The 12,273-nt window shown below is 67.9% G+C and carries 12 protein-coding genes; 7 read left to right on the plus strand and 5 right to left on the minus strand.

Going from position 1 to position 12,273, the window contains the following annotated elements:
• The first annotated feature begins 9 nt into the window (after positions 1-9).
• Entirely contained in the window at positions 10-1,623 is a 1,614-nt protein-coding gene (locus KIT25_15055) for an AMP-binding protein (GenBank protein ID UYN93373.1), read from the plus strand.
• Here KIT25_15055 and KIT25_15060 read toward each other — a convergent pair whose 3' ends face one another.
• Positions 1,624-2,832 carry a cobalamin-independent methionine synthase II family protein gene (locus tag KIT25_15060; GenBank protein UYN93374.1) on the minus strand — a complete coding sequence of 403 codons (1,209 nt, stop codon included), beginning with the start codon at positions 2,830-2,832 and terminating at the stop codon, positions 1,624-1,626.
• Positions 2,833-2,834: 2 nt separating this feature from the next.
• A complete protein-coding gene (locus KIT25_15065; protein UYN93375.1) occupies positions 2,835-3,617 on the minus strand; it encodes an enoyl-CoA hydratase/isomerase family protein in 783 nt (260 codons plus the stop codon).
• Between the two features lie 50 nt (positions 3,618-3,667).
• Here KIT25_15065 and KIT25_15070 point away from each other — a divergent pair, with 50 nt between their 5' ends.
• The gene (locus tag KIT25_15070) at positions 3,668-4,057 is read left to right on the plus strand and encodes a RidA family protein (protein ID UYN93376.1); all 390 of its coding nucleotides are present in this window, start codon (positions 3,668-3,670) and stop codon (positions 4,055-4,057) included.
• A gap of 533 nt (positions 4,058-4,590) precedes the next feature.
• On the opposite strand, the gene KIT25_15075 is transcribed toward KIT25_15070, so the two are convergent.
• The 3 genes from KIT25_15075 to KIT25_15085 are packed head-to-tail and all read right to left on the minus strand — an operon-like array spanning position 4,591 to position 7,042.
• Positions 4,591-5,355, minus strand: coding sequence for a hypothetical protein (locus KIT25_15075; GenBank protein ID UYN93377.1), 765 nt, complete (start codon positions 5,353-5,355; stop codon positions 4,591-4,593).
• Entirely contained in the window at positions 5,352-5,999 is a 648-nt protein-coding gene (locus KIT25_15080; GenBank protein ID UYN93378.1) for a TetR family transcriptional regulator, read from the minus strand. Before KIT25_15080 ends, KIT25_15075 begins: the two co-directional genes overlap by 4 nt.
• Entirely contained in the window at positions 5,996-7,042 is a 1,047-nt protein-coding gene (locus tag KIT25_15085) for a phosphotransferase (protein UYN97952.1), read from the minus strand. The genes KIT25_15080 and KIT25_15085 overlap by 4 nt, the downstream gene beginning before the upstream one ends.
• A gap of 509 nt (positions 7,043-7,551) precedes the next feature.
• Here KIT25_15085 and KIT25_15090 point away from each other — a divergent pair.
• The 5 genes from KIT25_15090 (at position 7,552) to KIT25_15110 (ending at position 12,272) form a co-directional block, all read left to right on the plus strand.
• A complete protein-coding gene (locus KIT25_15090; GenBank protein ID UYN93379.1) occupies positions 7,552-8,001 on the plus strand; it encodes a tripartite tricarboxylate transporter TctB family protein in 450 nt (149 codons plus the stop codon).
• A gap of 1 nt (position 8,002) precedes the next feature.
• The gene (locus tag KIT25_15095) at positions 8,003-9,508 is read left to right on the plus strand and encodes a tripartite tricarboxylate transporter permease (GenBank protein UYN93380.1); all 1,506 of its coding nucleotides are present in this window, start codon (positions 8,003-8,005) and stop codon (positions 9,506-9,508) included.
• A 19-nt stretch (positions 9,509-9,527) separates the two neighbouring features.
• Entirely contained in the window at positions 9,528-10,496 is a 969-nt protein-coding gene (locus tag KIT25_15100; GenBank protein UYN93381.1) for a hydroxymethylglutaryl-CoA lyase, read from the plus strand.
• The gene (locus tag KIT25_15105) at positions 10,493-10,864 is read left to right on the plus strand and encodes a cupin domain-containing protein (GenBank protein UYN93382.1); all 372 of its coding nucleotides are present in this window, start codon (positions 10,493-10,495) and stop codon (positions 10,862-10,864) included. Before KIT25_15100 ends, KIT25_15105 begins: the two co-directional genes overlap by 4 nt.
• 247 nt (positions 10,865-11,111) lie before the next feature.
• Positions 11,112-12,272, plus strand: coding sequence for a TAXI family TRAP transporter solute-binding subunit (locus KIT25_15110; protein ID UYN93383.1), 1,161 nt, complete (start codon positions 11,112-11,114; stop codon positions 12,270-12,272).
• Position 12,273: the final 1 nt, after the last annotated feature.

A 12,273-nucleotide genomic window follows, 5' to 3' on the forward strand; every position in this document is an offset into this window, starting at 1 on the left:
CGGTGTCGCATGCCGCTCGCCCATCCCGCCGCCGACGTTTGGAGCTTGCTCGCCGATATCGCCGAGCAGACTCCCGACGCTCCCGCATTCCTCCACGCGGACGGGAACATCTCCTTCGGCCGGCTGGTCGAGACGGCGGCACGGGCGGCGCAGGGCCTCGCCGATCTCGGCGTCGGTCCCGGCGATCGCGTGGCGTTGTGGCTGCCCAACGTGCCGGCTTATCCCATCCTCTACTTCGCCTGCGCGCGGCTCGGCGCCATCGCGGTCGCGGTCAACACCCGCTTCCGCGCCGTCGAGGTCGCCGACATCGTCGGCCGCTCCGGCGCCAGGGTGCTGGCCTGCGCGCCGGGCTTCCGCCGCATCGACTTCCTCTCGATCCTGTCGCAGGTCGAGCCGGCGGCGCTCGATGCGCTCGCCGCCGTCGTCATCGTCGGCGACGAGGCGGCCGCCGCGCCGCCCGCCATCGAGCGGCTGCGACGCGTGCCCTTCGACCGCCTGTGCTCGCGACCGCGCCTCGGCGTCAACCATGCGAGCGCGAAGGCGCCGTGCAACATCTTCACGACGTCGGGCACGACCAGCGCGCCCAAGTTCGTCCTGCACCGTCAGGGCGCCATCGCCGGCCATGCCCAGCAGGTCGCGCGGGTGTTCGGCTTCGCGGCGCCTGACACGCTGTCGCTCAGCATCATGCCGCTGTGCGGCGTGTTCGGCTTCAACCAGACGCTGGCCACGCTCGCCGCCGGCCGGCCGTGCGTGCTGGTCGAGTCCTACGAGATCGAAGAGATCGCCCGCCTGATCGAGCGCCATCGCCCGACCACGATGTTCGGCAGCGACGACCTGTACGCCCGCCTGCTCGAGACGGTGCCGGGCGAGCGGCCGTTCCCGTCGATCCGATGGGCCGGCTACGCCAACTTCAACGCCTCGCTCGAGGACATCGCCGAGCGCGCCGAGGCGCGCGGGCTGCGGCTGTGCGGCCTCTACGGCATGAGCGAGGTGCAGGCGCTCTATGCCCGCCAGCCGCCCGACTCCGCGGTGGCGCGTCGCAAGACGGGCGGTGGCCTGCCGGTGTCGCCGTTCGCCCATGTGCGCGTGCGCGATCCCGACAGCGGCGAACTGCTGGGCGTCGGCCGGCCGGGCGCGCTGGAGTGCGCCGGCCCGTCGCTGATGGTCGGCTACTTCGGCAACGACAAGGCGACGGCCGACGCGGTGATGGCCGATGGCTACGTGCGTACCGGAGATCTCGCCGCGCTCGACGAGCATGGCGGCTTCGCCTTCCTCGCCCGCATGGGCGACGTGCTGCGGCTCTCGGGCTTCCTGGTCAACCCGCTCGAGATCGAAACCCACGTCCAGAAGGCGCCGGGCATCGCCGACTGCCAGACCATCGCTCTGCCCCGTCCCGAGGGCGTGCGCGCCGTCTCGTTCGTCGTCCTGAAGCCCGGCGCGGCGCTCGACGAGGCGGCCGTCATCACCCACTGCCGGCAGGGCCTCGCCAACTACAAGGTGCCGTTGCGCGTCTTCGCGGTCGACGACTTCCCCAAGACGCCGTCGGCCAACGGCTTCAAGATCCAGCGCGCCCGGCTGCGCGAGATGGCCGAGCGGCTGGTCGGCGTGTCCTGCGGAGATTGATCACCAGAGCTGCCTGCTGGCGAGCGCGGCGCCCTGCGCCAGGGACTCGAGCTTGGCCCAGGCGATGTCGCGATGGACGCGGCCGCCGAGGCCGCAGTCGGTCGAGGCGATGACGCGCTCGCGGCCGACCAGCCTGGCGAAGCGGCCGATGCGCTCGGCCACCAGTTCGGGATGCTCGACCACGTTGGTGGCGTGGCTCACCACGCCGGGCAGGATCAGCCGGTCGTCGGGCAGCCTGGTGTCCTGCCACACCGCCCATTCGTGCTCGTGGCGTACGTTGCCGGCCTCGAAGGAATAGGCGCCGGCGTCGATCTTCAGCATCAGGCCGACGATCTCCTTCATCGGGATGTCGGTGGTGTGCGGGCCGTGCCAGCTCCCCCAGCAGAGATGGAAGCGGATGCGATCCTTCGGCAGGCCCTTCAGCGCATGGTTGAGCGCCTCGATCCGGGGCATGGTGAACTTGCGGTACGCCTCCGGCGTCGGCTCGGGGTTGATCTGGTCGAAATTCTCGGCGATCGCCGGGTCGTCGATCTGCAGCACGAGCCCGGCATCGACGATCGCCTTGTATTCCTCGCGCATGGCGTCAGCGCAGGCGAAGACGAACTCCTCGTCACTCTTGTAGTGCTCGTTGCCGATGCGCGCGCAGCTCGCCGGCCCGATCGAGGTCATGAAGCCCTCGCTCACCTTCGCGGCCGCGAGTGCGGCCTTGAAGTTGGCGATGTCGGCGGCGATCGCCTTGTGCCCGGTGTAGGCGATCGGCCCGACGCAGAACGGCCAGTCGTGCGCGCGCGGCCCGGTCGAAACGCCCGAATCGGGGTCGGAATAGGCGGCGGCGAAGCGCTGACGGTCGCGCCGGTCGGCGAAGCTCGACAGCACGGTGTTGTCGGCACTCGAACGGCGCGCCGGCATGTCGTAAAGGCCGAGTCCCTTGACCTGCAGGTTGGCGAGCCGCGAGAAGGAATAGCTCCACCAAGCGCGGTAGTTGATCTTGTGGCCCATCGACTTGCCGTACTCGCCGTCGCCCGGCACGGTGATGCCGGCCTCGACCTGGCGCCGCACGACCTCGGTCACCGACGCGGTGAGTTTCTTCTGGAACCCCGCTTCGTCGACCTTGCCGGCCTCACGCTGGGCGTTGGCCTCGATCAGGTCGTCCGGGCGCGGCAGGCTGCCGGCGTGGCTGGTGACGATGCGCTCGCTGCTGTTCTTCATGGCTAGCGCCCCTTGAAGGCGCGCGGCTTGCGCTTCTCGGCGAAGGCGCGCGCGGCTTCCTGAAAATCCTCGGAAAGGTAGAGCTTCTCCGGCGCGCCCATGAACATGACCTCGCGGCTGAGCTTGTCCATGTAGTGGCGCCGCATGCGCACGGTCGAGCGCACGGAGAGCGGCGGGTTGGCGATCACCTGCCCGGCAAGCTCGCGCGCCACGTCGAGATACCTGCCCTTGGGCGCCACGCGGTTGATCAGGTTGGCCTGGAACGCCTCCTCGGCGGTGAAGAAGCGGCCGGTCAATGCCGCCTCCATGGTGAAGGCACCGCCGCCGCGATAGTGCATCAGCGCCCAGTACTTGCCGGCGCCCAGGCCGCGCGACGTCTCGGTGACCTGGAAGCGCGTGCCTTCCTCGGCGACGATCAGGTCGCACTCCAGCACGATGCCGACCGACAGGCCGAGCACATAGCCGTGCGGCGCGGCGATGACCGGCTTCCAGTTCACCGCCTTGGTCAGCAGGTCGGCCGAGTGCGTGCCCCTGCCCTGCGGCCCGCCGAGCTTGAGGAACTCCTCGCGGCTGCGGAGCTGGCGCTGGTGCACGTCGGCGCCGCTCGAGAAGGCGCGGCCCGCGCCGCACAGGATGGCGATATGCGCCTCGTCGTCGGTGTCGAAGCGGTGCAGCGCCTCGCCCAGCACGCCGACCAACTCGTCGCTGAAGGCGTTGAGCTTCTCCGGCCGGTTGAGCGTCAGAGTGACGATCGGGCCATCGCGCTCGTAGGTCACCAGCGCCATCGTTTCCTCCTTGTTGGCGGCATGCTATCCGACAAGCAGCGGAGGAAACCATGGCCAAACGCAAGAGCATCAACTATCCGGGCTTCAAGCACGAGAACCCCATTCCCTGCGCCAGCCGCATCGGCAACATCGTCATGTCGAGCGTGATCAGCGGCCGCGACCCCGAGACCGGCAAGGCGCCGCCCGACCTCGAGGGACAGATCGTCAACGTCTTCAAGCAGCTCAGGCTCTGCGTCGAGGCCGCCGGCGGCACGGTCGAGGACATCCTCAAGGTCAATTTCTGGGTCAAGGATCCTGCCACGGGCCGCACGGCGCTGAACGGCGAATGGACGAAGATGTTTCCCGACGAGAATGCGCGTCCGGCGCGCCACACCCTCGCCCTGCCCGCCAATCACCCAAGTCACCTGACCTGCGATTTCGTCGCGGTGATCGGCGGATAGCGCGGGTTCGGCCGGATCACCTCGCACCGCCTGTCGTTGCCGGCCGATCGGAAAGACCGCATGCACACGAGCAAAAACGCCGGCCGGAGTTGCCGGAGTTTCCCTGTCTCACTTTTGGGGCGCACCCCGTCGCGGAAATCGCGCAAATCGCGGAAATCGATCTCGGAAACCTCGGAAACCTCCGGCGGGGTGTCGCCGGACAATCGACGTCGCGAGCACCCGCTCGAGACGCCCTCAGGGTGGTGTGCCTGCTCTCTGCCGGAATGCGTTGCGCAAACTGCGGGAACTGCGCAAACCTCCGGTCACGTGTCGGGAGGACGGGTCGGCGGGCGATTGGCGAAACAGAACGTCGATACGGGAAATCCCGCACGGCCCTCGCGGCCGGGTGTGGTCAGGGTGCTCATGCGCGCATTTTACCTCGACGCGCCCTCGAGGACCTAATCGGGTCGATGGATTCCGTCCGATGCCGATGGCATCTGCATCGGAGGGCGATTCGACCCCCCGATTCCGGCCTCACGCGCGAATCTGACTCTCTATCGGCCCGGCAGGCGCAGCTCGGCGACCGCGCTGCCGACGAAGGTTTGCGGCAGCGACGAACGGCGCACGCCCAGCTCGCGCTCGGTGGCTTCGACACAGGAGCGCGTCGACGCGGCCAGTTCACGCCAGGTGGTCGCGGTGTCGTAGTTCCGCAGCAGACAGCGATCGTAATAGGTGTACTGGTCGCCGGCGCCGCAGCCGAAGCTCACGCGCTCCGTTGCCGCCGCCGTCAGGATGACCCGGTTGGGCCTGCGCGTCTGCGTGTTGATGAAGGTGCCGCTGTGGCAGGCCGAGACGATCAAGACGGTCGGCCGGTCGCCGCAGCCTTCGGTCAGTGCCTGGTCGAGCGCGGAAGGAGGGAACAGCCGGTTGTCCGGCCGCAGGTAGACGCCGGTGCGCTCGCCGTGGCTGGTGACGAAGGCAAGGCACGCCTCGCCATCGTGGCCGCGCAGGCCTGCACGCAGGTTGGTGGCGTTGGCGAGCTGGGTCGCGCCCACCCGCGTCGCGTTGGAAGAATAGAGACGGATGTCGCGCACGCCGCTCGCCGCGAGCTTGTCGCGCAGCGAGACGACGCCGTTGTCGAAGGCGGGGCTGTTGTTGTCGCCCGCCACCAGCACCACGCGCCAGCGATCGGCCGGGATGGACGCGCCGTGCATCGCCGGCGTCGCCGGCGCCGCTGAAGTCGGCGGCGACGGCGGTTCCTGCGCGCATCCCGAGAGCAACAGACCGGCGAGGAGCGAGGCGGAGGCGAGCGCCTTCACGCCCGCGCCCCGACCGAACGCAGCGCCATCTCGGCGTAGAGCCTGGCCATCTGCTCTTCCTTCATCGGACCGCCGGGAAGATACCACATCGACACATGGGTCCATTGGTCGAGCATCGCCATGGCGATCGCCTTCAGATCGGCGCGGCCCTCGACCTGCGGCGGCGAGAACACGCCACTCTCCATGCCCTGCCGCAGGATCGCGACGACGATGTCGCGGATGGCGCGCCGGCTGCGGCGTATGTCGGCCACCCTCGCGCCGTCGAGCCAGCCGATCTCGCGGTTCGCCACCAGTGCCTCGATCCGCAGGCGGCAATGCCGGACGACATAGACGCCGACGAAGGCGGCGAGCTTCGCGCGCGGGTCGTCGCCGGCGTCGGCCACCGCCTTCTGGCACAAGCGCTCGAGCTCGGCCTGCGTCGACGTGATGATGTCGTGCAGCAGCTCGTCCTTCGACTTGAAGTGATTGTAGAGCGCGCCCTGGGTGAGGCCGCAGGCCTTCATGATGTCGCGTACCGTCACGACGGGATAGCCGCGCTCGGCGAATTGCGCGAATGCGGCGGCGCGGATCGCCTCGACCGGCGGCCGGTGGTCGCGATCGGCGGGCGTTTCCGCGGCGACCTTGAGCGGCTTGCGCTTGCTCATCGCGCCGCCCCGACCATGCGCTCGACCAGGCTCCACCCCAGTTCCGCCGCCGGCCGGACGAGCTTGCCCGATTCGGCGGCGCGCACGTTCGACGCCGTGCCGTCGAGCGCGCGGGCATAGACGCCCTGGCGGATGCAGGACACGCGGAAGAGATTGTAGGCCATGTAGAATTCCCAGACGGCGGGCTCGGGCACCGCACGCTTCGACAGGCCGCAATAGTAGGCGACCATCTCCTGCTCGGTCGGCAGGCCGAGGGCGGCGAGGTCGTGGCCGTGCAGCCCGCCCCAATCCATCGGCGTGCGCCATAGCATGCAGAGATAGGAGAGTTCGGCGAGAGGATCGCCGAGGGTCGAGATCTCCCAGTCGATGATGCCGAGCACGCGCGGCTCGCTGGCATGGAACACCATGTTGTCGAGCCGATAGTCGCCATGGACCAGGACGGTCTCGTCGTTGGCCGGCAAGTGGGCGGGCAGCCAGTCGAGCAGCCGGTCCATCGCCTCGATCGCCTCGGTCTCGGAGGCCTTGTACTGCTTGCCCCAGCGCGAGATCTGGCGCGCCACGTAGCTGCCGGGACGGCCGAAGTCGGCGAGCCCCAGGGCGGCGTAGTCGACGGCATGCAGGCGGGCGAGCGTCTCGAACTTGGCCTCGTAGACGGCGCGGCGGCCCTCCTTCGGCAGATCCGGCAGCAGGGGGTCCCACAGCACGCGGCCGTCACAATATTCCATGATGTAGAACGCCGTGCCCACGACACCGTCGTCCTCGCACAGCGCATAGGCCCTGGGGGTCGGCACATTGGTCCGGTTGAGCGCCGAGATGACGCGGAACTCGCGGTCGACGGCATGGGCCGACGGCAGGAGCTTGCCGGGCGGCTTGCGCCTGAGCACGTAGCGCCGCTCCGCGCCGTCCGTCAGGCGATAGGTCGGGTTGGATTGGCCGCCTTTGAACTGTTCGGCGCGGACCGGCGGCGTGAAGCCCTCGACGCGCTCGGCCATGAAGCGCTCGAGCCGCTTCTCGTCGAAGCGATGCTTCTCCTGCACCTCCATCGTGCCGATGTAGTCCGCGCCCTTTCGTGCCACTCTTCACCCCTGAACGGTCGTTCACATTGGCCGGGAGTTTGCTCGCCCGTTTCCGCCCATGCAACAACGCGGACGAGGCCCTTCTCCAGTGAATTTCTCCCCCTTTTTGTCTCCAGCGGGCGCATGGGCGCGTCGCCTCGGCGGCGACCATTGCCTTCGTCGTGATCGGCCTCGATGCGCCGGGTCGTCCGCCCGCCACGCTCGGCCATGTCGCCTTGTCTTGCGTGGCGGCGCTATGTTTGCCTGCGCTCTTTGTCGCGCCCATGGCCGCACGCTGGTCGGCCCGCGCTCCAATCGTGCTATTGCGAAGGGCGTTCGCCTTGTGCCTGGGCGCCATTGCGGTGCGACTGCTGTTGCGGCTGTGAGTTGGGCCGCGAAATGGGACTATAAGGTGTTCGCGTAGATATGCGGGTACCGGCTCCCGGAGGTTCGGGGCCCAAGAACTAGACGGACTGTTGGTGTCGGGGGAGGCATCTTTGAGTCGATTTCTGAGCAAGGATTTCCTGTCCGGTCTGCTGTTCATCCTTTTCGGGCTGTTGGCACTCTATTTCGGCCAGAAGCTGGCACTGGGTACGGCGGTCCGCATGGGCCCGGGCTACGTGCCGCGGATGCTTTCCTTCATCCTCATCGGGCTGGGCGGGTTGATCTGCGTCGTCGCCCTCGTCTCCGGCGGCGAGCCGACCGAGAAGCCGCGGCTGCGCCCGATCGGCATCGTGACGCTCGGCGTGATCTGCTTCGGCCTGCTGTTCGAGCGCGCCGGGCTGCTGCCGGCGCTGGTCGTGCTGATCGGCATCGCCTCACTGGCCGGTCAGGAATTCAAGCTGAAAGAGGTGATCGCCAACATGGTCGTGCTCGCCGTCCTCTGTGTGGTCGTCTTCAAGGTCGGTCTCGGCATGAACATCTCGATCATCCGGGGAGTTTGGTGACGTGGAACTCCTCGACAACCTCGCACTCGGACTGAGCGTCGCCGTCACCTGGCAACACCTGTTCTACGCCCTGGTCGGCTGCCTGCTCGGCACCCTGATCGGCGTGCTTCCCGGCATCGGACCGGTGGCGACCATCGCCATGCTGCTGCCAATCACCTTCCACCTGCCGCCGACCGCTTCGCTGATCATGCTCGCCGGCATCTACTACGGCGCCCAGTATGGCGGCTCGACCACGTCCATCCTGGTGAATCTGCCCGGCGAGGCGTCCTCGGTCGTGACCTGCCTCGACGGCTACCAGATGGCGCGCAAGGGCCGCGCCGGCGCGGCCTTGTCGATCTCGGCCGTCGGCTCCTTCTTTGCCGGCACGTTCGGCACGATGCTGATCGTGCTGTTCGCCGAACCGCTGACGCAAATGGCGCAGAAATTCGGCCCGGCCGACTATTGCTCGCTGATGGCGCTCGGGCTCGTGGCCGCGGTGGTGCTGGCGAGCGGTTCGGTGCTCAAGGCGATCGCCATGGTCTTCCTCGGGCTGCTGTTCGGCCTGGTCGGCACCGACGTCAATACGGGCGCCCAGCGCTTCACCTTCGACATTCCGGAGCTCAGCGACGGCATCGACTTCGCGCCCATCGCCATGGGCCTGTTCGGCATCGCTGAAATCGTGGTCAACATCGAACGCCGCCTGTCGCGTACCGCCGGCACGATCAAGGTGACGTCGTTGTGGCCGACCCGCGAAGAGGCGAGACGCTCCGTTCCCGCGGTGTTGCGCGGCACGATGCTGGGGGCGGCGCTCGGCGTGCTGCCGGGCGGCGGCCCGACCCTGGGCGCCTTCTCCTCCTACACGCTCGAGAAGCGCATCTCCAAGCACCCCGAGGAATTCGGCAAGGGCGCCGTCGAGGGCGTCGCCTCGCCAGAAGCGGCCAACAACGCGGCGGCGCAGACCTCGTTCATCCCCATGCTCACGCTCGGCATCCCGTCGAACGCGGTGATGGCGCTGATGGTGGGCGCGATGATCATCCAGGGCATCCAGCCCGGCCCCGAGGTCATGACCAAGAAGCCGGACCTGTTCTGGGGCATGATCGCCTCGATGTGGATCGGCAACCTGATGCTGGTCATCATCAACCTGCCGATGATCGGCCTGTGGGTGAAGCTTCTGACGGTGCCCTACCGTTTCCTGGCGCCCGCCATCCTGCTGTTCTGCTGCATCGGTGCCTACAGCCTGCAGAACAGCACCTTCCACGTCTTCCAGGTCGCGATCTTCGGCGTGCTCGGCTACATCTTTGCCCGGCTGAGCTGCGAGGGCGCACCCTTCCTGCTGGGGCTGGTGCTGGGGCCGCAGATGGAGGAGTATTTCCGGCGCGCCATGCTGTTGTCGCGCGGCGATCCGGCGGTGTTCGTGGAGCGCCCCATCAGTCTGGGGCTCTTGATCACGACCTCGCTGTTGCTGGTGTTGATGGCCCTGCCGAGCATCAAGAAGGCGCGCAAGGAGGCTTTCCAGGAGGAAGGCTGACCGAGAAGGAGCAAGCCCCGTGGCCGACCTGCCAAAGCGTGTGGAGATTGCCGAGGAAGGCCCGCGCGAGGGCTTTCAGTCGGAGAAGAAGGCGATCCCGGTCGCCGACAAGGTGCGCCTCATCGAGGCGCTGGCCGAGACCGGGCTCAGGCACATCGCCTGCGTCTCCTACGTCAATCCCAGACGCGTGCCGACCATGGCCGACGCCGAGGAAGTGGCCGCGCGCATCCGTCAGAAGCCCGGCGTCGAGTATGCCGCGCTGTGGCTCAACCAGCAGGGCCTCGAGCGCGCGCTGCGCGGGCCGCTGCATGTCGACGGCGGCGTGCGCGTCACGGCGTCCGACACCTTCTCGCGCAAGAACATCGGCAAGTCGGTGCCCGACGCCATGGTCGAGCAGCGCATGTCGTTGAAGACCTTCAAGGACCGCGGCATGCCGGTCGAATGGGGCATCATCCTCGGCGCCTTCGGCTGCAACTACGAGGGCGAGCTTTCGACCGAGCTCGTCCTGCAACGCGTCCAGCTCGCGCTCGACGAGGCCGAGCTCGCCGGCTTCCGCCTCAAGGGCATCAAGCTGACCGACGCCATGGGCTGGGCGACGCCGCAGTCGGTCGAGCGCCTGATCGGCGCCATTCGCGACAAGTGGCCCGAGCTCGAGATCGCGCTCCACCTGCACGACACGCGCGGCATCGGCATGGCCGCCGCCTACGCCGGATTGCGCCTCGGCGTGACCCGGTTTGATTCGTCGATCGCCGGCCTCGGCGGCTGCCCGTTCGCCGCCACCGACGGTGCGGTCGGCAACATCTGCACCGAGGACTTCGCCTTCATGTGCGAGGAGATGGGCATCGCGACGGGGCTCGACCTCGACAAGCTGATCGAGGTCGCCCGAATCGCCGAGGAGGTCGTCGGCCGGCCGCTGCCCGGACACGTGATGCGCGGCGGCACGTTGAAGGCGGCCAGGCAACGCGCCGCACGAAGGGAGGCAGCATGAACGCCGAGACGCCCGTTTCCGACTCGACCCCCGACTCGACCCCCGACTCGACCTACGTCGATGTCCCGTCGATCCCCTGGCAGAAGACGCGCTTTCCCGGCATCGAGGCCAAGACGCTGATGGAGAATCCGGCGAGCGGAATGTCGACCGTCCTGATGCGCTGGGCGCCGGGCACGCACTTGCCGCGGCACGAGCACGTCGCGATCGAACAGACCTACGTGCTCGAAGGATCCTTCGCCGATCACGCCGGGGTCTGCACGGCCGGCAACTACGTGTGGCGCCGGGCCGGCAGCCGCCACGAGGCGTGGAGCGACGAAGGCTGCCTGATGCTCGCCGTCTTCCTCAAGCCGAACACATTCTTCGACTGATTCGCGCGCGGAATTGGCGGCCCGCGGCGACTAGACTCCGTCGTCCAGGCCGTTCAAGATTGCGCCAACCAGTCGGCGGGCCAACTGTCGCGGGAGGCAAGGGAGTTTACGTCCACGGGTGCGTCGAGCGCATCGCGTCGATATTGCTCACGGGTCAGCCGAGGTTCGGGAAGGGCCAACGGCTGTTTCTTGGTTGCGTCCGCGCATCGGTGTCGGCGACTGGGTCACTCATCCGGGAGGATCCGACATGATTCGCAGAACGATGGTTGCCAGCACCCTCGCCCTGGCGGCCACCCTGGCGGCCGGCGGCGTCGCCGCCCAGAATGTCAAGCTACCGCCGTCGCTGACGATGACCGCCTACGACACCGGTACGTCCGGCTTCAACATCGCCGTGGCCATCGGCAAGGTGATGAAGGAGAAGCACCAGAGCGACCTGCGTGTGCTGCCCGCCGGCAACGACATTGCGCGCCTCTCGCCGCTCAAGGCCGGCCGCGCCCAGGCCTCGGCGATGGGCATCGGCGGCTACTTCGCCTCCGAAGGCATCTTCGAGTTCGCCACCAAGGACTGGGGGCCGCAGCCGCTCCAGCTGCTGCTCTCGGCGGTTTCGTGCAACGGCATCACGCTGAACGTCGCCAAGGACACCGGCGTCAAGGAATTCAAGGATCTCAAGGGCAAGCGCATCGGCATCGTCGTCGGCTCGCCGGCGCTCAACCAGAACGCCTTCGCCATCATCGCGTTCGGCGGCCTGACCAAGGACGACGTCAAGCTGGTCGAGTTCTCGAGCTTCGGCGCCATGTGGAAGGGCATGATGAACAACGAAGTCGACGCCGCGATCGCTTCGACCATCACCGGCCAGGTGCGTGAGCTCGAGGCCTCGCCGCGCGGCGTGGTGATGCCGCAGACGCCGGCGTCCGACAAGGCCGGTTGGGAGCGCATGCGCAAGCTCGGGCCCTACTTCTATCCGCACAAGACGACCTGCGGCGCGGGCGGCCTGAGCGCGACCAACGCGCTCGAACTGCCGTCCTACCCCTATCCGATCTTCATGGCCTACGCCTCGCAGCCGGAGGATCTGATCTACAACATCGCCAAGGCGATGATCGTCGACTATCCGGACTACAAGTCCGGTGCGCCGGGTGCCGACGGCCTGGAGGTCAAGCGCCAGATCCTGGACTGGGTGCTGCCGTACCATCCCGGCACGGTGAAGGCCCTCAAGGAGGCGGGCGCCTGGACCGATGCAGCGCAGAAGCACAACGACATGCTTCTCAAGCGGCAGGCCACGCTCGCCACCGCATGGGCCGATTTCAACAAGGCCAACCCGCCGGCCGACAAGGACGCCTTCGCCAAGGCCTGGATGGCCGCGCGCAAGGCGGCACTCGTGAAGGCCGGCCTGGACCCGGTGTTCGAGTAAC

The sequence above is a fragment of the Enhydrobacter sp. genome (genome assembly GCA_025808875.1).
Lineage (GTDB): Bacteria > Pseudomonadota > Alphaproteobacteria > Reyranellales > Reyranellaceae > Reyranella.

Excerpts from the sequence above, each read along its gene's own strand:
- KIT25_15110 (UYN93383.1), top strand. The coding sequence starts at position 11,112 with ATGATTCGCAGAACGATGGTTGCCAGCACCCTCGCCCTGGCGGCCACC.
- KIT25_15070 (UYN93376.1), top strand. The coding sequence starts at position 3,668 with ATGGCCAAACGCAAGAGCATCAACTATCCGGGCTTCAAGCACGAGAAC.
- KIT25_15055 (UYN93373.1), top strand. The coding sequence starts at position 10 with ATGCCGCTCGCCCATCCCGCCGCCGACGTTTGGAGCTTGCTCGCCGAT.
- KIT25_15065 (UYN93375.1), bottom strand. The coding sequence starts at position 3,617 with ATGGCGCTGGTGACCTACGAGCGCGATGGCCCGATCGTCACTCTGACG.
- KIT25_15105 (UYN93382.1), top strand. The coding sequence starts at position 10,493 with ATGAACGCCGAGACGCCCGTTTCCGACTCGACCCCCGACTCGACCCCC.
- KIT25_15060 (UYN93374.1), bottom strand. The coding sequence starts at position 2,832 with ATGAAGAACAGCAGCGAGCGCATCGTCACCAGCCACGCCGGCAGCCTG.
- KIT25_15085 (UYN97952.1), bottom strand. The coding sequence starts at position 7,042 with ATGGAGGTGCAGGAGAAGCATCGCTTCGACGAGAAGCGGCTCGAGCGC.
- KIT25_15080 (UYN93378.1), bottom strand. The coding sequence starts at position 5,999 with ATGAGCAAGCGCAAGCCGCTCAAGGTCGCCGCGGAAACGCCCGCCGAT.